The following is an 18939-nucleotide window of genomic DNA, read 5'->3' on the forward strand; positions in this document are numbered from 1 at the left end:
CGCCAGTTCACAGTTTACTCTGGCACAAGCTCCCACTCTGTTATGGCTATTTTATCTTTAGTCGCCATCGAGCGCGGCTATCGCCAACAAGCAAAAGGAGTGTATATGGCAACCAAGAAAGTCAAGGCACCCACCATAGATATAGGTATCTCTGATGCGGATCGTAAAACAATCGTCGCGGGGCTTTCGGCGCTGCTGGCCGACAGTTATACCCTGTATCTGATGACCCATAATTTCCATTGGAACGTCAAAGGCCCGCAATTCAACAGCCTGCATCAGATGTTTATGGCGCAATACACAGAGCAGTGGAATGCGTTGGATGAAATCGCCGAGAGGATCCGCGCCCTGGGGTATCCGGCGCCGGGGACTTATAAAGAGTTTGTACGTCTGGCATCCATCAAGGAAGTGGAAGGCGTGCCCTCTGCCAATGAGATGATATTGCACCTGGTTGAAGCCCAGGAGGCCACGGCCCGCACCGCCAGAGCCCTGTTCCCCGTTATCGACAAGGCCAATGACCAGCCGAGTGCCGATCTGCTGACCCGCAGGCTGGAAGTCCACGAAAAGACTGCCTGGATGCTGCGTAGCTTGCTGGAGGAATAGCCTAAACGCTAGGCACTACGCATCAAAAAGCCGCCCCGGAGTGCTCCAGGGGCGGCTTTTTTTACTCTTGTTAACTTGAAGTGGCCGCTGCGTTGGCAATCTTCGTTCATCCCAATCACATAGTTTGCCCATGTTGATGGGGAGTCACTCTTGCAGCCTTTGCCGCCTTGCCGCAACGCCAAGTCGTTTGGCGCTATCAATTCAAGGCTTAAGTGCCTTTAACAAGGTATCAGGCCTTTTCGGGAATACGTTCCAGTACCGCCAACAGCAGCTGCCAATATTGGCCCACTGTAGTGATATTCACCATTTCATCCGGGCTGTGAGGGAAACGTATGGTGGGGCCGATAGACACCATATCCATGGCCGGATAGGGCTCCTTGAACAGGCCACATTCCAAACCTGCATGGATCACCATGATCACCGGCTCTTTATGGTAGATGTCCTGATAGGTGTCGCGCACAATCGCCATCACAGGAGACTGGCTGTCTGGCTTCCAGCCTGGGTAGGCGCCGGAAAGATCGATTTCGGCACCGGCCAGGTTGGCCAGGGCGATCAGCATGCCTTCAACTTGGCTGCGACCCGAGTCAATCAAGGAGCGGATCAGGCACAGGAGTTTGACATCCTGCTCGCTGGTATTGATCACCCCGAGGTTGAGTGAGGTCTCGGTCACGCCTTCAATCTCGTCACTCATCCGCATGACACCATTGGGGCAGGCATGCAGCAGATCGATAAGAGTGTTCTGACTCTGCTCGCTCATCACCTTGGCAGGCAGCGGCACTTCGGTGAGAGTCAGGCAAGCGGCCGGATCGGCAACCGCCAGCTCTTCTCTAAGCAGTGCCTGGAAAGCCGCGGCGGCTTCGCTCAACGCTGTGGCTTGTTCGGCCGGTACCAGAATAGTGGCACTGGCTTCGCGGGGAATGGCGTTACGCAGCGAGCCGCCGTTGAATTCGGCCAGTTCCAGCTGCAGGCTTTCGCTGTGTTCAAACAGAAAACGGGCCAGCAGCTTGTTAGCATTACCGCGTCCCAGGTGAATGTTCACCCCCGAGTGGCCACCCTTGAGTCCGGAGAGCGTCAGGTTGAATGCCTGGAAACCCTCGCCTGTGGCTTCCCAGACCATGGGCAGGGTGATCTCGGCATCCACGCCACCGGCGCAGCCCATATAGATTTCGCCTTCCTGCTCGGAATCTGTGTTGATCAGGATTTCACCGCGAAGCATACCGGCTTCCAGGCCAAAGGCTCCTGTCATACCCGCTTCTTCATCTATGGTCAGCAGCACTTCCAGCGGCCCGTGGGGAATATCGTCACTGCCGAGAATGGCCAGCGCCGATGCCATGCCTATGCCGTTATCGGCACCCAGAGTCGTGCCCTGGGCCTTGACCCAGTCGCCATCAATCCAGGGCTGGATCGGATCTTTGACGAAGTCATGCTCTTTATCGGCATTTTTCTGCGGCACCATATCGATATGGGCCTGGATCACCACGGGTTTGCGGTTTTCCATCCCGGGAGTGGCATCTTTGCGAATAATCAGGTTACCGACTTTATCTTCGATAACCTCAAGCTGACGGTCTTTGGCCCAGCTCTGAATATACTGGCTGAGCGCGGCTTCATGCTTGGATGGGTGAGGAATGGCACAGATTTGTTCAAACCACTGCCATAGAGGCTGAGGTTGCAATTGGCTGAGACTGGACACAGCAAACTCCTGATCTTTTCGTCTGGTTGGCGGGCTTGGACCGGGCCAAGCGCGAGTTGTCATCAGTCTACCACAGAGCGGCGTAAGGGCGCAGAACCCAGTTGGAACAATTGTTTATTTGTGACAGCGAAACTTGCCGGGTACAGATTGGTAATCCGGCGCCGGAAAGGGAATAATGCTGGACGCCAATAAAAAATAATTAGGATGGGTCATGGTTGAATTTATTGATGTTACTGACCAGGATGCAATTTTCAGTGAGGCAGACTGGGATGCATTGCTGGTGGTCAGCGCCGATGTGACGGCGTGTCCAATCGAGGAGGTGGCGATATTGGCCTCCCATGGGGCTCAAGTCGACAAAAGGGTGGGCAAGAGCCCGACGCTGTTGTTTGCTCCCGGGCTTGCCGGTGGCCGCTTGATCATCGCCCCGGTTGCGCCGCTCGGCGATTATGACGATGTGCGCGCCTTTGCCAATGCTGCCCGGGCCGGTATCGCCATCGCCCGAGACGCTGGAGCCAAAAGGCCGCTGTTGTGGGTCGATAAGCCTGCATCTTTAGGCGATGAATACGCCAAGGCCGATATGGTTGCGGCGCTGGCAACGGCGCAGGAGCTATGGCAGCCATTGGAAGCCCGTGAGGCGGGCGCCGCCCTTGACAGCATAGAAGCCATCGGGGTGATGAACGGCGCCGATGCCAACATGCTCAATGCCATTGAAGCCGGCCGCACCCTTGCCAGAGATCTCTGTGGCACCGAGCCTGAGCGCATGGGCGCCCCTGCCTTTGCCGATTACTGCCTCAACGCCTTCAAAGATTCAGGGCTGTCGCTGCAGGTCGTGGAAGACAGAGACATTCTCGAGCGGGACTATCCCTTGCTGAGCGCCGTGGCGCGGGCCTCTTTTGCCGTGGCCAGACATCAGCCCAGGGTTGTTAAATTGGAGTACCGCGGCGAAGGTGACATCCAGCACAACTATTTCTTTGCCGGTAAGGGCGTGGTGTATGACACAGGCGGCGCCGATCTGAAAGTGGGCGGTGCTATGGCCGGTATGAGCCGTGACAAGGGCGGCGCGGCTGCCGTGGCCGGTTTGATGAAGACCTTGTCATTACTCAAGCCCAAAGGCATTCGCGTGGTGGCTGAATTGGGGCTGGTACGCAACAGTATAGGCAGCGAAGCCTTTGTCACGGACGAAATCATCACAGCCCATTCGGGTGTCAGGGTCAGGATTGGCAATACCGATGCCGAAGGACGTTTGGTGCTGGCCGACTTGCTGTCCCATCTGCGTTTAAAGGCGCAGGGCAGTGCGGCGCCCGAGCTATTCTCTGTAGCAACCCTGACCGGCCATGTGGTGCGAGCCTATGGCTCTTACAGTGCGGTAGTGGCCAACGCCGTTGCCGAGCAACAGGCATTACCCAAGCGGTTGCAAGCCAGCGCCGAGCGTTACGGTGAAGGGCTGGAGCTGTCCCGTTTGCGTAAGGAAGATTTTGCCAAGGTGCGTGATGTTTCCGGTGCCTCTGAGCTACTTTCTTCCAATAATGCGCCCTCATCGGTTACCGCCAGAGGACACCAGTATCCGGCGGCCTTCCTGCTAAAGGCTTCCGGATTGGCGCAACACGGGGTAAAAGACGCTCAGCCCATGGCCTATAGTCATCTGGATATCGCCGGCAGTGCCACAGAAGGTGATCCCCTCTATGGCAAACCTACGGCGACGCCGCTGCTTGGGTTGTTTGCCTATATGACTGAGTAAGTCCTCAACGCCTCCCGGCCGATGTTGTCGGCCGGGTTATCCCTGCACTCTGTCAGTTTGCTTTTGTTCACTTGGCGACCGCTATGTTGGCATTACCTAGCCACGAGATTTGCTGGAAGTCATCTCACCTAAGTTCTCCATTGCAAACCGTTGGGTCAGCTCTGATTCGAAGGCGTTTGAATCGTCATCCTCTACGAGCACTGAAAACAACAGAAAACTTTCAGACGGATTTTTAGCCAATCCTGTAACCGGGTGATCTAATTCACCTTAACTGGTCTTACCTCTTTGAGATCACGCTTTTACCCCCGAGGGGAGACTAACATTTGGGCACTGACTGACAGTGAATTACAGTGTTAGATTTTACTTAATCTTGGTGAGTTACTTATGAAGCCTTGTTGGTAAAATCATTATTATTCAATTGGTAAGAATGCATCTCTCCCACACTTTCAATATGTTTCATCAGGTTCCAGCGGTAAAATATGTGTAACTCGCATGTAATTGCATTACAGTTTCAAGTGTTTTTTAAAATTTTTAGGCGGAGTATTGTAATAAAATTACAGATGGCTATAATAGCTCTCGTTGGTTAGGCAAGCGCCTTCCACCTCTAGTCAATCCAGGATGGATAATTATCTCCAGGGAAATGAGTGACAAGTTGTCTCCACGGATATGAGAACCTCTAGTTCCAGGGAACCGAGCCAAGCTTCACTAGAGTATTTTTTTTTACAACTTTGTTAGGAGTATCGGCTATGTCTTATTCAGGCAAAAACAACCTAGTTTATTGGAGCAACACCTGGTTTGATTGTCAGGTTTTGCGCGGCGGCATGTTCGCCATGAGTTTCAAGGGCTGACTACCCCTTTAAGTAGTTCCATCATCCATCAACCTTTGTTCATCACTCTGTGATGTATTTAGACTCAAGTTGCAATAGAGGCTTTGCTTCTGTTGCCAGGTGTTACCCGCTAGCGCGGTAAACTCTTTCCCTTTTGGGTACTTGATACATGTCTTTGCCTGCTCTTTGAGCAGGCTTTTTTTTTGTCCGCAGCAAAATGTGAACAAATTGTGAGCTGACGGGCATTTAATGGATACCACTGCCCGGCTAAGTACTATGATGCTGGTCTGATCAGCGCAAACTCCTTATAATCGGCCGCCGATGACCTCGTTAAAGAAGTGTCACATCCAAACCTCCCTACACTCTAATTCAAGGAACCTGGTTCCATGTTGGAAAAACTGTTCAAGTTAAAGCAAAACAAAACCTCTCTGAAGCAGGAAGCCGTGGCGGGTCTGACCACCTTTCTGACCATGGCATACATTATCTTCGTTAACCCCGCTATGCTGGCCGATGCCGGTATGGATCAGGGCGCTGTCTTTGTGGCGACCTGTGTCGCGGCGGCGATAGGCTGTCTGGTCATGGGACTGTTGGCCAACTATCCCATCGCCCTGGCCCCTGGAATGGGCCTCAACGCCTTTTTTACCTACACAGTTGTGGGTGAAATGGGTTACAGCTGGGAAACTGCGCTCGGCGCCGTATTTCTCTCCGGGATCTGCTTTATGATCCTCTCCCTGGTACGAATTCGGGAATGGGTGGTCAACTCTATTCCCATGTCGCTACGCCTCGGCATAGCCGCAGGTATCGGCCTGTTTTTAGCGCTCATCGGCCTCAAGAGTGCCGGTATCGTGGTTGCCAATCCGGCGACTCTGGTAAGTATGGGGGATATCACCGCATTTCCGGCACTGATGTCGGTATTAGGGTTCTTCCTGATCATCGCTTTTGTTCAGCGTGGATATAAGGCGGCGGTGATCCTCAGCATTCTGGCCATCACTCTGCTAGGGCTGGCCTTTGGAGATGTGCAATATACCGGCCTGGTATCCATGCCGCCCTCCATTGCGCCTACCTTTATGAAGATGGATCTCTCCGGCATGCTGGAGATCAGCATGATTTCCGTAGTGTTCGCCTTTTTATTTGTGGACTTGTTCGATACCTCTGGCACCTTGGTGGCCGTGGCGCAGCGTGGTGGTTTCCTGGATGACAAGGGGCGCCTGCCAAGACTCAACCGCGCCCTGACCGCCGACAGCGCCGCCACTATTGCCGGGGCCATGCTGGGTACCTCGACCACCACAAGTTATGTCGAGAGTACCTCTGGCGTCAGCGCCGGTGGCCGTACCGGCTTGACCGCCGTCGTGGTCGGACTGCTATTTTTGGCCTCACTCTTTATCTCACCGCTGGCCGGTATGGTGCCTGCCTATGCGACCGCGGGCACCCTCTTCTATGTGGCGATTCTGATGATGTCTGGCCTGGTGCATGTAGAGTGGGAAGATTTGACCGAGGCCGCCCCTGTGGTGGTGGTCTGTCTGCTGATGCCATTGACCTTCTCAATAGCCACGGGTATCGCCTTTGGCTTTATCGCCTATGCGGCGATTAAACTCCTCTGCGGCCGTTTTCGCGATCTCAATGCCGGGGTTGTGGCACTGGCGCTGCTGTTTATTCTCAAGTTTGCCTACGGTGGTTAAAAAAGCTAAAGCGCAAGCATCTGCTTTATAAACTGCATTTATTGAGGGTCATACTTTGTATGGCCCTTTTTGTATGAGATATCGCAATAAATAACGATTTTGTCCGCTTGAAAGCCGACTGCCGCTAGGAATCCGGCGGCGGATTGGGTATAAGATTTATCCCCGACTTTTTTAAGCAAATACAAGTGATGAACTTGAGTGACACACGCTACCGCCGGGTAGTGGTAAAACTGGGTACCAGTGTGCTTACCTCCGGCAGCAAGCGCCTGGACAAGGCCCATATGGTCGAGCTGGCCAGGCAGATGGCGACCCTGATGCGCGCCGGTATCGAAGTGGTTTTGTGTACTTCCGGCGCCATTGCCGCCGGGCGCGAGCATCTGATGTATCCGGAGTTGCCGGATACCATGGCCAACAAACAGTTGCTGGCGGCCGTGGGCCAGAGCCAGTTGATCCTGGCCTGGGCTCAGTTGTTCAGTATTTATGGTCTGCACGTGGGGCAGTTGCTGCTGACCCGGGCGGATCTGCACGATCGCGAGCGCTATCTCAACGCCAGAGATACCCTGAATGCGCTGCTGAAACAGAATATTATCCCCATCATCAATGAAAACGATGCCGTTGCCACCAATGAGATAAAAGTAGGGGACAACGACAACCTGTCCGCCCGGGCAGCGCTTTTGTGTGATGCCGACTTGCTGATCCTGCTGACAGACCAAAAAGGCTTGTTCGATGCCGATCCGCGCCATAATCCCAATGCTCATCTGATCAGCGAAGTGGCCAATATTGACGACAGCCTGCGGCAACTGGCCGGCGGCTCAGTTTCCGGATTGGGTACCGGCGGCATGGCAACCAAGCTGGAGGCGGCCGACATAGCTCGCCGCGCCGGTATCGAAGTGGTTATCGCCTCGGGTCATCATCCGGACGCCATCGAAAAAATCGCTGCCGGCGAGTCAGTGGGGACTCACTTCTGTGCCATCGAAACCCCGCTGGAGAGCCGTAAGCAGTGGATCCTTGCCGGACCCAAGGCCAAGGGGAAACTGACCTTGGATGAAGGCGCGGTGCGGGCGGTAACCGAAAAGGGACGCAGTCTGTTGTCCAAGGGGATTATCGCCGTCGAGGGCGAGTTTGAACGCGGCGCCACGGTGCAACTGTTGGATCCCAAGGGCCGTAAACTGGCGCGGGGGATCTGCCGCTACAGCGCCGTGGCCCTCAAACGTATCGCGGGCCAGCATTCAGATAACATTGAATCCTTGCTGGGCTATGACTATGGTGATGCAATAGTGCACCGCAACGACATGGTGGTTTTATGACAGCTGAATATCTGCAACAACTGGGGCAAAGGGCCAAGGAAGCCAGCTTTGCCCTGGCCAATCTTTCCGGCACCGCCAAGCAGCAATTGCTGCACAATATCGTTGCCGCTCTCAAGGCCGATGAAGCGGCTATTCTCGCGGCCAATGAGCAGGATGTGGCCGCGGCCAAAGAGGCTGGCCTCAACGCGGCCATGATAGACAGGCTGCTGCTGGATAAGTCGCGCCTGGCTGGAGTGATAGCCGATATTGACAATGTGATTGCCCTTGCCGACCCCATTGGCCGCGAGTATGACAGCCGGGTGTTGGATAACGGCTTGCGCCTGTGTCGCCGCGCCGTGCCACTGGGGGTGATAGGCGTTATCTATGAGGCCAGGCCCAATGTGACTGTGGATATCGCCGTGCTGGCCCTTAAAACCGGTAATGCGGTGATCCTCCGTGGCGGCAAGGAAACCCTGAAATCCAACCTGGCACTGGCCAAGGCGATTCGTCAGGGCGTTAAAGCCAGTGGCTTGCCGGAAGATGCGGTGCAGCTTATCGACAACCCGGATCGTACCCTGGTTACCGGCCTGCTCAAGCTGGATCAATATGTGGACATGATAGTGCCCCGCGGCGGCGACAAGCTGCAGCGGCTCTGCGCCGAACAGGCAACTATCCCGGTTATTCTCGGCGGTATCGGTATCTGCCATCTCTATCTGGATAAGGCGGCCGATCTGGAGAAGGCTATTCCTGTCATTCTCAACGCCAAGGTGCAGCGCCCAACCGTATGTAACGCCCTGGATACTCTGTTGGTGCACAGGCAGATAGCCAAGGAGGCATTGCCCAAGGTGGCCAAGGCCTTAGTCGATGCCGGAGTTAAGCTGGTAGGTTGCCCCGAGACCGTGGCTATTCTTGGGGCCGAGCAAGTGGCCGCCGCCAGCGAGGATAGCTTTGCTACCGAGTGGTTATCCCTCAATCTGGGGATCCGGGTAGTCGATGATATCCAGCAGGCCATAGGTCATATTCGCCGCTATTCCAGCGGTCACTCCGAGGCTATCCTAACGGATGATATCAACGCCGCCACCGAGTTTATGAACCAGGTGAATTCGGCGGCGGTTTACCTCAATGCCAGCACCCGTTTCACCGATGGTGGCCAGTTCGGCCTGGGCGCTGAGGTGGCTGTCAGTACTCAGAAACTGCATGCCAGAGGCCCCATGGGGCTGGAAGCGCTGACCACCTACAAGTGGTTGGGTGTCGGTGATTACACCGCCAGAAGTTAGTGTTTACTTCTTGTGAAAGGTATTCAGAGCAACATATAACAAAGCCCCGCAGTTGCGGGGCTTTTGCTTTGGCCGCTTACGATTCAGCTCTTAATCGCCGCAAAACTGCCGCGGCAGAGCTTGGCCAAGTTCTCTGCGGCAAGACAGATCTCCAGCCCACGGCGACCGGCGCTGACATAGATGCTGTCAAACTCCTGGGCGCTGGCGTCTATCACTGTGGGTAACTGCTTTTTCTGCCCCAGAGGGCTGATGCCGCCCACCAGATAGCCGGATGAACGCTGCGCCAACTGCGGATTGGCCATCACCAACTTCTTGGCCTTAATCGCCTTGGCAACGCATTTTAAGCTGAGCTGATGATTCACCGGCACCAGGGCCACCGCCAGTGGCGGTGACTTTTCATCGCTGCTGACTAGCAGAGTCTTGAATACCCGGTTGGGATCCAGTCCAAGTGCACTGGCGGCCTCTTCGCCGTAGGAAGGGGCATTCTTGTCGTGGTGATATTCGTGAACGGTAAAAGAGATCCCCGCCTTGGTGGCGAGATCGATTGCGGGTGTCACAAGTGTCTCCTTAGGTGATGGCGTGAGTAGTGTTTAGTATCGCGTTTTAATCCGGATATCTGTTGCGCCAAAACCTGTCTAACTATCAAAACAGGTGTCATAGCATAAGCCTCAAGCCTTTCAGGGTCGAGATAGCGGGTCACTCTTTTAAGACTTAGTTTAAGAGCAAGACCACAAAGCGGCACAAAAGCTTAAGTATTAACTCAGGCAATAGCCTAGATATCGGTGGCGATTCAATCTGATTCGAGGCTAATCTAGGCTGGCAAAATCGATAGGCTTGGGAAGGCTTTAAACATGAGTTCAGCCAAAATAAAACGCCCGGCATCTGGCCGGGCATTTTGAAAGGCTATGGCGGCTTTACTTTTGAGTTGCGCGGTAGTGGTCGAAATTCTCGATATAGTCGTCCATCGAGCCTTCAAGCATCTCCTTGTAGCGCTCCATATAGTAATCCATCATCTCTTGCTTCTTCGACTGCATCTGCTCCTTGGTGGCAAAACCGGTAGAGCCGAACCAGGCATTGTAGCGAGCCAAGGCATACATGAAAGAGGCACTGACTTCACCGGTTTGGACTTCAGTATTCTGGTTTTGTTTGTTAGCCAACTCGATGAGTTCACTGGCACGCTGAAAAAACGCCTTATCTGTATCAGACATCTGAGATTCCTGTTTAAAGTCGAGAGCTTGCCTCTCGTTGTTAGGGTTAGCTTACCCTAGAGTGTTTTGCTGCAAACTGCTGTAATCCGCTTCACATTCTTGATTGCTAAAGCTCAACAAGCATGAGTTGAATCGCAAAAGAGAGCGACTCTTTTCCGAAATAGCCAATCATTTCGGCGCCGGCAGCTAAAACAGTATTTTATCGTTTTTACCTAATTTCTCCCGATTGGCGATTGTTTCACTCATCCAATCTGGTTATTGTAGATACAATTCAACTGCTTATGTTAAGCATTTTCTAACTGCAGTGGATATGACACTCAGTGTAATAGGCCATAATAGGAAATATTGGCCTGACACAGTTCCCCGGCCGCTCTCGGCGGTTTTGAGGTATCTTCAGGGACGAAGTCAGTTTCGTATCCGTGCGGTAGCTATGCCTACAGCAAAATGCTCCGCAAAAGCAGCCTGTTTTTGATGGTTTGTGGGTTTAGCAGCAAGGGATATCAAAGCTAAACTCTATTTAACCTGTTAATACAAATAGATAGCTGTGTGTGTTCACACTCATCCTAGGACTAAAACAACGCACATGCGCACTATACAGCTGTTACGTGCACTAAATAAGTGTTCCTAATTGTGCTACACCCTGCTGAAAGCCTTATTTAGCCTGAGTTTATACGCATACACTCGGAAAGCCCTGTACTACAAGGCTCCTTGCTAAAGGATGCTAAACTAAGCACGATGATGACTAATGAGGCCAGTGACCTACATTTAGGAACAGCTATTTAGAGTCAAAAATAATGGGAGCACCATCAAAGGCTGATATCTGGCATTTGCGTTGCAAAAAAGAGGAGCTGCTAACGCTTCAGAAAGCTTTGGCAGAAAGACTCAAGCAAAATGAACAAAACTCTTCTCTAGGCTTGGTTCTGGAAGAGATTGATGAAATATGTAAAAAATACAAATAATAGGCTAATTAGTATCGCCCATTCTGGGCTGAACCTCGCTACGATTAGTTGTTTTCGGCGTTACGCATAAAGGACGATATGGAATACGTAAACAAGCCACCGGGAGTAAGTAGAGAATCGATTAGAGAGCTTGAAGAGGCTTTTGGTGTTAGCTTACCAAGTGAGTTTTATGATTGGTGGCAGAACAGTAATGGGGCGGACATCTTTTTTGGTTTTAAAGAGCTGCAATTTTTCTCAATCATAGAAATACTCGGTGAGGATATATACGAGTTAAAGAAATATATGTCTAACTCAATACCTATTTGCATGGATGGGAATGGTAATATTTGCGTGGCAAAAATTGAACAGGGGATAATTTCTGGTTACTACATCGCTAATTGTGGCGATTTAGGCTGGGATGAGGCCAAATTTGTTGCCAAGTCTCTTGTTGATCTGATAAATGATCAAGTTTCACCAGAAAGCAAGTTAAATTCATGAAAAATGACTGTGTTATTCTGTTTGGAAATCGCAGTTTTTAACTTTGCCTAATATCCTGTGCGTTAATTTATTTAAGGTGTTTTTTTTGTTCGGTACGGTACAACCGTTTGCTCGCATTGTGTAACTGTTATTTTATAGGGAGTTCTTGTGATATTACCAAGTTATTATACGGAATGGCTCAGTAGTATTGATACAGCTGAAGTGGTCTGTTACAGAGGGAATGAGTTCTATTTGTTCCCGGAGAGTGAGCTTGCTGATGAAGTCACGATAGATAAAAACACTGTCAACACCTTTAACCAGCTTTATGCCTTCATCAAAACTCAATTAGAAGTTTCCGGCAGCTCTCCTTTAACCATTGAGCAGTGCAGCTCTTGCATTACTATCGGAGCTGATAATGGTAATCCAGTTTTTATCGATCTAATGCGCGAATCAGAATTGTTCTGCTACTACCTGGATGGTGGTTATGTTGAAGCCAAAGGTGGTAACTTGCTAAGCCTGACTATTGAGGCAAAAAACATATAGAAATCGAACAAGAGGGAGCTCTTCTTTGCCAAATAACTGGAGACTCAGAAATTACTACTAAAGGCACGCCGATGTTCATTTTTTGGCTGGTCAAGGTTCACGATTAATCTCGAAATATACTGATTATATTTATTATGTTGGTTATGTTGATGGAGTGGCATGCTTTAGTGGTCTGATTCTTGATTATTAATTAGAAATTAGCATATTCCTGCTCGGGGTAGTAACCGAGTTTAACCCAGCCATACAGTAAGCTCTGATATTATGTGGATTAACAGCATAGGCAGCTACTATTGACAAGGTTATGAACTTAAGGGAATTGAAATTGTCTATTGGGAAAAGAGAGTAGACGTTAAGATAGTTTGTTATCAATTTTTACAGACATACAGGGATAGAATGTTAGTTGCCATTGCATATATCATGGTCACCTTGCTGCTGCTCATCATATTATTAAAGAAAGGGCGCTCTAAATTGATGCTTTTATACTTTATGTTGGAACTTTATTTTGGTGCGGTTGCGGTAGCTTCTTATATGGATTAGTTCGAAAAGTACCAATATTATAATCTGTTCGATTAGCGAGGTATTCAACTCTATTTTCCTGTCTAATGTAGGGCAACCTTAGAAGCGATTAAGCTGGCGTCCACTGGTTAACTGTAATGGAATTTGTGAGTTTATTGGATTTTGGGTGAGTGTTTTGGCTTTTCTGGTGTTGGTAGTTAGTAAGAGTTGTGAACTAAACAAGACGGAACAGTTTCTAAAAAAACAACATGTTGACAAAGCAGCCTTGCGCTCATGGTAAATGTATCTGTAGTGGTCAAGTCATTTTGGCTGCATCGTTGTAGCTATTTCAGTATCGCCTTTCCGATTCATTGGATGTTAAACCACCGTTGTATGAATACGGTCTCCATCGGCTGTAATAACCATGAATATAGTCACCAATCTTTTGCCTGGTTTCAGTAAAGCTCCGGTAGCCAGTTGTTGGCACTTGGCGAAATCTGCAAGGGTTATTCAGTACCAGGTTTCTTGTGATGAGCTGCATCCTGATTATGGTGAGCGGAGGTTGAATTTTGATCTCAGCAAACTGGCGCAGTTGCATGACCTAACGGAACGCTTCCCCAAGTTGGACTATTACTCCTTGTTGAAAGAGATATATGCGAATAACAATGAGCTACAAGCAGAATGTGAGTACTTCGAATCCCGGGACAACTGGGAACGGGTGAAATGGCGACTCACCGCGGATGGGGTCATCATTCAACCTTACTATGGTCATTCTATGGCACCCTGTGAAGTTGATTTCTTTCTGAGTACGCAGGAGTTGAATGATCACAGCTGACAGAACTATGAGTAAATGGGAGGCATCATGAGAAGAATTTTATTGGTTGTGTTTGCGGCTTTGCTCAGTGGTTGCCTGGGTATGCCTGACTCGGTCAAACCTGTATCAGGGTTTGAACTGAACAACTATTTGGGCAAGTGGTATGAGGTGGCTCGCCTCGACCATTCATTTGAGCGAGGCCTCACGCAGGTTACGGCCGAGTACAAGATGAGAAGTGATGGCGGCGTTTCTGTGCTCAACCGAGGCTACTCGGAGGCTGACGGCGAGTGGAAAGAGGCTGAAGGCAAGGCGTACTTTGTTAACAGTGATACCGACGCTTATCTGAAAGTTTCATTTTTCGGTCCCTTTTACGGCTCTTATGTGGTCTTTGAATTGGATAGAGAAAACTACAGTTATGCCTTCGTTTCCGGGCCAGATACCGATTACCTGTGGTTGCTGTCGCGAACGGCGGTTGTTGAACCTGAGGTAATGGACAAATTTATTCAGATGTCGGCCGAACGCGGTTTTGATACCAGTAAATTGATCTTTGTCGCGCAGTGATAGACATAGTTTAGGGCGACATAGAAATAGTTTCAGGCAGATAGCCTTGATGACAGAACTATCTTTTCTTCTTTTGCCCGTCGTTTTTGTTGGGCTTATAGCTGGATAAGGAGGAGCAGGAGTTAGATGCAAGCGACACTCCCGCATCGCCAGCCAGCAAAAAGGCCAAGGTTTTGATACCTTGGCCTTTTTGTTAAACGCTGCTTCAACAACCGCTTCAACAACTATCTCAATCAAATGCGGCTTGTTCTCAAAGTCCGTTCCCCATCAAACAATGTTCACTTTCGGCGCCTTGGGTTTCAGTACTTTTTGTATCAAGAGGGCTAACAGGATAAGTCCCATGCCGACCAGAGTCGCCAGGGTGATGGTTTCTTTCAATATCAGCGCAATAAACACCATGGACAGGAGTGGCGTCAGAAACACCAGATTGGTGATGCTGGCGGCTCGCTCTGTGGTTCTCAGTGCCATCAGCCAGAGCACAAAGGTGACTCCCATTTCAAACAGGCCAACATAGATCCCCGCCCCGAGAGCTTGCCAATGCAAAGAGGGCAGGCTTTCGGTTGCCAGCAAGGTGATGGTTATCAGTGGCAGACTCACCAAAAAACTCAGCATCAGGCTGGCAATGGCATCGCCCTTGTCTTTGGTATTAATGATCCAATATAGGCACCATAGCAGGGTGCTGGAGAGTGCCAGCAGTATGCCGAAGGGGTTTGCAAAGTCCATTGACAACAGATTACCGCCGGTGGCTATCACCAATACTCCAAAGTAGCCGGTGACGGCCGCCAGCATGTCGCTGAGTTGCAGTTTTTGCTGCAGCATGGGGGCGGCCAACAGTGGCAGCAGTACCGCCCAGGTATAGTTCAGCGACAGCGCCTGCTGCGCCGGCAAGAGATCATAGGCCTTGAACAGCACCAGATAATAAAGAAAGGGGTTCAGTATCCCTGTTTGCAAATAAAACCAAGGGCGGGCGAAAAACTGTTGCTTTAATAATGTGAGTTTTCCCTGCCAGGCAAGAATAATCCCTAGACAGATGGATGAAGTGATAACGGCAACAAACACCAGTTGCAACGGTGAGAAGAAGCCAAGGGCGATTTTAAAGGCGGTCGCCACTGTGGACCACAGGAACACGGCGGCCATTCCGTAGATCAGGGCCAGTTGGGATTTTTTCAATCTAGACGTCTCTGTTTCTATTTTTGTTCTATGACTGGATCAGCCTCTTTCAGGAACGCCGCTATTTTATTCGGCACAGGTGCACAAAAAAGCTCTCTGGCCCGGCGATGCGCAAAAAGATTGAGCAAAAGACCCATTTTTTTTTTCTTGGCCCTTGTAAAGCGATTTTGTGCCCCTATATAGGGGGTAAGGCAAGATTGGGGGCCATCCACAACGGGCTTGAAAACATCGAGTTTACCCCCATATCTGAAATCAGATAAACATATTCAGTTCGAAAGAAAAGATTTTTCGGAGGACCTCATGGGTAAAATTATTGGTATCGACTTAGGCACAACAAACTCTTGTGTAGCTGTCCTCGATGGTGACAAGGCTCGCGTATTGGAGAATGCCGAAGGCGATCGCACTACACCTTCTATCATCGCCTTCACTGAAGACGAGACTCTGGTAGGTTCACCTGCAAAACGTCAGGCTGTGACCAACCCTGCCAACACTTTCTTTGCCATCAAGCGTTTGATTGGCCGTCGCTTCACTGACGATGAAGTTCAGCGCGACGTCAGCATCATGCCTTTCAAGATCATCAAGGCCGACAACGGCGATGCTTGGATTGAAAGCCATGGCAAGAAGATGGCACCTCCTCAGGTGTCTGCTGAAGTACTGAAAAAGATGAAGAAAACTGCTGAAGATTTCCTGGGTGAGCCAGTGACTGAAGCGGTAATCACAGTACCTGCTTACTTCAACGATTCTCAGCGTCAGGCCACCAAAGATGCCGGCCGTATCGCGGGTCTGGAAGTAAAACGTATCATCAACGAGCCAACTGCAGCGGCACTGGCCTATGGTATCGACAAGAAGCAGGGCGACAATATTGTTGCTGTATATGACCTGGGTGGCGGTACTTTCGATATCTCCATCATCGAAATCGACAGCAACGACGGCGACCAGACTTTCGAAGTACTGGCAACCAACGGTGATACTCACCTGGGTGGTGAAGACTTTGACAACCGTCTGATCAACTACCTGGCTGACGAATTCAAGAAAGAGCAAGGTCTGGATCTGCGTAACGACCCTCTGGCTATGCAGCGTCTGAAAGAAGCTGCCGAGAAGGCCAAGATTGAGCTGTCCAGCACCACTCAGACCGAGGTGAACCTGCCTTACATCACTGCCGATGCGACAGGTCCCAAGCACTTGGTGGTTAAGATCACCCGTGCCAAACTGGAATCTCTGGTTGAAGACCTGATCCAGCGCTCTCTGGAGCCTCTGAAAGTGGCTCTGGCCGATGCCGACCTGTCAGTGTCTGACATCAACGAAGTGATTCTGGTGGGCGGTCAAACCCGTATGCCTAAGGTTCAGGAAGCGGTAACCAACTTCTTCGGCAAGGAACCACGTAAAGACGTGAACCCTGATGAAGCGGTAGCCGTAGGTGCTGCGATTCAAGGTGGTGTACTGGCCGGTGACGTGAAAGACGTACTGCTGTTGGACGTGACACCTCTGTCTCTGGGTATTGAAACCATGGGCAGCGTAATGACCAAGCTGATTGAGAAGAACACTACTATTCCTACCAAGGCACAGCAGACCTTCTCTACAGCAGACGACAACCAGAGCGCAGTGACCATTCACGTGCTGCAGGGTGAGCGTAAGCAAGCCAGCGCCAACAAGTCACTGGGTCAGTTCAACCTGGAAGGTATTGAGCCTGCTCCACGCGGCATGCCACAGATTGAAGTGACTTTCGACATCGACGCCGACGGTATTCTGCACGTGTCTGCCAAAGACAAGAAGACAGGCAAAGAGCAGAACATCACCATCAAGGCCTCTTCCGGTCTGTCTGATGATGAAGTCGAGAAAATGGTTCGCGACGCCGAGGCTCATGCCGAGGAAGACAAGAAGTTTGAAGAGCTGGTCAGCGCTCGCAACCAGGCTGACGGTCTGGTACACGCCACCAAGAAACAGGTGGAAGAAGCCGGTGATGCTCTGGCTGCAGACGACAAAGCCAAGATTGAAACCGCTATGGCTGCTGTAGAAACTGCCGCCAAGGGTAACGACAAAGAAGCCATCGACAAGGCGACTCAAGAGCTGATCGAAGCTTCTGCCAAGCTGATGGAAATCGCTCAGGCCAAGGCACAACAAGCCCAAGGTCAAGGCGAAGCCCAGAGCAGCAATGCCCAGGCCGATGACGTTGTCGATGCCGAGTTCGAAGAGGTTAAAGACGACAAGAAGTAATTGGGTGGTAACACTCGATTAATTCCGGCGGGCGTTACGGGGCAACCCTAACGCCCGCTTGTGTGAATCCAGCTTGGAAAGCGTGAGATTATGTCAAAGCGAGATTATTACGAAGTATTGGGCGTCGGTCGCGACGCCAGCGAGCGGGAGATCAAGAAGGCCTATAAGCGCCTGGCGATGAAGTATCACCCTGACCGCAACCCGGGCGATAAGGCGGCCGAGGCCAGCTTTAAAGAAGTCAAAGAAGCCTACGAGATCTTGACCGACGCAGACAAAAAAGCCGCCTATGATCAGTTTGGTCATGCTGGGGTTGATCCCAACCGTGGTGGCGGTGGTTTTGGTGGCGGCGCCGATTTCGGTGATATCTTTGGCGATGTGTTCGGGGATATCTTCGGCGGTGGTCGTCGTGGTGGGCATCGTCAAGCTGCCCGTGGCTCAGATCTGCGTTACAACCTGGAACTGTCGTTGGAAGAAGCGGTTCGTGGCTTGACCAAGGAACTGCGTATCCCAACCCTGGCAAGCTGTGACATGTGTGATGGCTCAGGGGCCAAGAAGGGCACCTCGGCAACCACTTGTGGAACCTGTCATGGTGCCGGTCAGGTACAGATGCGCCAGGGCTTTTTCGCCGTGCAGCAACCTTGTCCTACCTGTCATGGCCGCGGCAAGATCATCAAAGAGCCTTGCAGCAAGTGTCATGGTGATGGTCGCATAGAGAAGAGTAAGACGCTATCGGTGAAAATTCCGGCCGGTGTCGATACTGGTGACCGTATCCGTCTGGCAGGTGAAGGTGAAGCCGGTGAATTCGGAGCCCCAGCGGGGGATCTCTATGTACAGGTTACTGTGCGCGAACACCCAATTTTTGTCCGTGACGGCAACAACCTCTATTGTGAAGTGCCTATCTCCTTCGCCAAGGCCGCCCTCGGCGGTGAAGTGGAAGTGCCGACACTGGACGGCAAGGTCAACCTGAAGATCCCGGCGGAAACCCAGACCGGACGCATGTTCCGCATGCGCGGCAAAGGGGTTAAGTCGGTGCGCAGTCACGCGGTTGGCGATCTGCTTTGCAAAGTAGTGATGGAAACGCCGGTGAATCTGTCCGAGCGTCAGAAAGAACTGCTGCGGGAATTTGAAACTTCAGTCACCGGTGAATCCAAGAAGCATAGCCCCAAGGCCGAAGGCTTCTTCGATGGGGTGAAAAAGTTTTTTCAGGATTTGAATAGCTAACTTGCTATCGACTTAGATAAAAACCGATGCTCAAGGCATCGGTTTTTTTTGATTCATGCGGACCTCCGGTTATGTCGGCATTTGCATTCTGTGAATCCGTCATGGTGTTATTGGCGGAGCGACTATCGCTCGGCACTTTGGGCTGAGACTGACTCTTGTTTACTACGCGGGGAAGAACGTTCTTGGCGCTGTTCTTGGCTT

16 protein-coding genes are annotated in these 18939 nt (G+C 51.2%); 12 read left to right on the forward strand and 4 right to left on the reverse strand.

Annotated elements, in window-relative coordinates:
* The first annotated feature begins 105 nt into the window (after nt 1-105).
* The gene (locus CBE72_RS13685) at nt 106-600 is read left to right on the forward strand and encodes a Dps family protein (protein WP_100144189.1); all 495 of its coding nucleotides are present in this window, start codon (nt 106-108) and stop codon (nt 598-600) included.
* Between the two features lie 229 nt (nt 601-829).
* On the opposite strand, the gene CBE72_RS13690 is transcribed toward CBE72_RS13685, so the two are convergent.
* Nucleotides 830-2290: an aminoacyl-histidine dipeptidase gene (locus CBE72_RS13690; RefSeq protein ID WP_100144191.1), complete on the reverse strand. Its 1461-nt coding sequence runs from the start codon at nt 2288-2290 to the stop codon at nt 830-832.
* 211 nt (nt 2291-2501) lie between these two features.
* On the opposite strand from CBE72_RS13690, the gene CBE72_RS13695 reads away from it, so the two are divergent.
* The 4 genes from CBE72_RS13695 to CBE72_RS13715 all read left to right on the forward strand — a co-directional run bounded on the left by CBE72_RS13695 (nt 2502) and on the right by CBE72_RS13715 (nt 9097).
* A complete protein-coding gene (locus CBE72_RS13695) occupies nt 2502-4028 on the forward strand; it encodes a M17 family metallopeptidase (RefSeq protein WP_100144193.1) in 1527 nt (508 codons plus the stop codon).
* A gap of 1213 nt (nt 4029-5241) precedes the next feature.
* The gene (locus CBE72_RS13705; protein ID WP_100144197.1) at nt 5242-6534 is read left to right on the forward strand and encodes an NCS2 family permease; all 1293 of its coding nucleotides are present in this window, start codon (nt 5242-5244) and stop codon (nt 6532-6534) included.
* Nucleotides 6535-6722: 188 nt separating this feature from the next.
* Nucleotides 6723-7841, forward strand: a complete 1119-nt coding sequence (gene proB / locus CBE72_RS13710; protein WP_100144199.1) for a glutamate 5-kinase — start codon at nt 6723-6725, stop codon at nt 7839-7841.
* Nucleotides 7838-9097 (forward strand): glutamate-5-semialdehyde dehydrogenase, encoded by a 1260-nt coding sequence (locus CBE72_RS13715; RefSeq protein WP_100144201.1) that lies wholly within the window; start codon nt 7838-7840, stop codon nt 9095-9097. Before proB ends, CBE72_RS13715 begins: the two co-directional genes overlap by 4 nt.
* An 83-nt stretch (nt 9098-9180) precedes the next feature.
* Here CBE72_RS13715 and ybaK read toward each other — a convergent pair whose 3' ends face one another.
* Both ybaK and CBE72_RS13725 read right to left on the reverse strand, forming a co-directional pair.
* Entirely contained in the window at nt 9181-9654 is a 474-nt protein-coding gene (gene ybaK / locus CBE72_RS13720) for a Cys-tRNA(Pro) deacylase (protein WP_100144203.1), read from the reverse strand.
* Between the two features lie 357 nt (nt 9655-10011).
* Nucleotides 10012-10305, reverse strand: a complete 294-nt coding sequence (locus tag CBE72_RS13725) for a DUF3144 domain-containing protein (RefSeq protein WP_025009906.1) — start codon at nt 10303-10305, stop codon at nt 10012-10014.
* Between the two features lie 794 nt (nt 10306-11099).
* On the opposite strand from CBE72_RS13725, the gene CBE72_RS20140 reads away from it, so the two are divergent.
* From CBE72_RS20140 to CBE72_RS13745, 5 genes are all read left to right on the forward strand, one after another.
* Nucleotides 11100-11264, forward strand: a complete 165-nt coding sequence (locus tag CBE72_RS20140; RefSeq protein WP_157929091.1) for a hypothetical protein — start codon at nt 11100-11102, stop codon at nt 11262-11264.
* A 78-nt stretch (nt 11265-11342) separates the two neighbouring features.
* Nucleotides 11343-11741, forward strand: a complete 399-nt coding sequence (locus CBE72_RS13730; protein WP_100144205.1) for an SMI1/KNR4 family protein — start codon at nt 11343-11345, stop codon at nt 11739-11741.
* 147 nt (nt 11742-11888) lie between these two features.
* Complete coding sequence (locus CBE72_RS13735) at nt 11889-12263, forward strand: hypothetical protein (RefSeq protein ID WP_100144207.1); 375 nt, start codon at nt 11889-11891, stop codon at nt 12261-12263.
* Between the two features lie 919 nt (nt 12264-13182).
* Complete coding sequence (locus CBE72_RS13740; RefSeq protein ID WP_100144209.1) at nt 13183-13593, forward strand: hypothetical protein; 411 nt, start codon at nt 13183-13185, stop codon at nt 13591-13593.
* 27 nt (nt 13594-13620) lie between these two features.
* The gene (locus CBE72_RS13745; protein WP_045283671.1) at nt 13621-14133 is read left to right on the forward strand and encodes a lipocalin family protein; all 513 of its coding nucleotides are present in this window, start codon (nt 13621-13623) and stop codon (nt 14131-14133) included.
* 267 nt (nt 14134-14400) lie between these two features.
* Here CBE72_RS13745 and CBE72_RS13750 read toward each other — a convergent pair whose 3' ends face one another.
* On the reverse strand, nt 14401-15303 hold the full coding sequence (locus CBE72_RS13750; RefSeq protein WP_100144211.1) for a DMT family transporter: 903 nt from the start codon (nt 15301-15303) through the stop codon (nt 14401-14403).
* Nucleotides 15304-15603: 300 nt separating this feature from the next.
* Between CBE72_RS13750 and dnaK the strand changes: the two genes are divergently transcribed.
* Together dnaK and dnaJ are read left to right on the forward strand one after the other, a co-directional pair.
* Nucleotides 15604-17517, forward strand: a complete 1914-nt coding sequence (gene dnaK / locus CBE72_RS13755; RefSeq protein ID WP_100144213.1) for a molecular chaperone DnaK — start codon at nt 15604-15606, stop codon at nt 17515-17517.
* Between the two features lie 90 nt (nt 17518-17607).
* Nucleotides 17608-18738, forward strand: a complete 1131-nt coding sequence (gene dnaJ / locus CBE72_RS13760; protein WP_100144215.1) for a molecular chaperone DnaJ — start codon at nt 17608-17610, stop codon at nt 18736-18738.
* Nucleotides 18739-18939 lie beyond the last annotated feature (201 nt).

This window comes from Shewanella carassii, from assembly GCF_002777975.1.
In the GTDB taxonomy this organism is placed as follows: domain Bacteria; phylum Pseudomonadota; class Gammaproteobacteria; order Enterobacterales; family Shewanellaceae; genus Shewanella; species Shewanella carassii.

What these genes read in the sequence shown, in the direction of transcription:
- CBE72_RS13685 (WP_100144189.1), top strand. Translation starts at nt 106, where the DNA reads ATGGCAACCAAGAAAGTCAAGGCACCCACCATAGATATAGGTATCTCT.
- CBE72_RS13695 (WP_100144193.1), top strand. Translation starts at nt 2,502, where the DNA reads ATGGTTGAATTTATTGATGTTACTGACCAGGATGCAATTTTCAGTGAG.
- CBE72_RS13705 (WP_100144197.1), top strand. Translation starts at nt 5,242, where the DNA reads ATGTTGGAAAAACTGTTCAAGTTAAAGCAAAACAAAACCTCTCTGAAG.
- proB (WP_100144199.1), top strand. Translation starts at nt 6,723, where the DNA reads ATGAACTTGAGTGACACACGCTACCGCCGGGTAGTGGTAAAACTGGGT.
- CBE72_RS13715 (WP_100144201.1), top strand. Translation starts at nt 7,838, where the DNA reads ATGACAGCTGAATATCTGCAACAACTGGGGCAAAGGGCCAAGGAAGCC.
- CBE72_RS13725 (WP_025009906.1), bottom strand. Translation starts at nt 10,305, where the DNA reads ATGTCTGATACAGATAAGGCGTTTTTTCAGCGTGCCAGTGAACTCATC.
- CBE72_RS20140 (WP_157929091.1), top strand. Translation starts at nt 11,100, where the DNA reads ATGGGAGCACCATCAAAGGCTGATATCTGGCATTTGCGTTGCAAAAAA.
- CBE72_RS13730 (WP_100144205.1), top strand. Translation starts at nt 11,343, where the DNA reads ATGGAATACGTAAACAAGCCACCGGGAGTAAGTAGAGAATCGATTAGA.
- CBE72_RS13740 (WP_100144209.1), top strand. Translation starts at nt 13,183, where the DNA reads ATGAATATAGTCACCAATCTTTTGCCTGGTTTCAGTAAAGCTCCGGTA.
- CBE72_RS13745 (WP_045283671.1), top strand. Translation starts at nt 13,621, where the DNA reads ATGAGAAGAATTTTATTGGTTGTGTTTGCGGCTTTGCTCAGTGGTTGC.
- dnaK (WP_100144213.1), top strand. Translation starts at nt 15,604, where the DNA reads ATGGGTAAAATTATTGGTATCGACTTAGGCACAACAAACTCTTGTGTA.
- dnaJ (WP_100144215.1), top strand. Translation starts at nt 17,608, where the DNA reads ATGTCAAAGCGAGATTATTACGAAGTATTGGGCGTCGGTCGCGACGCC.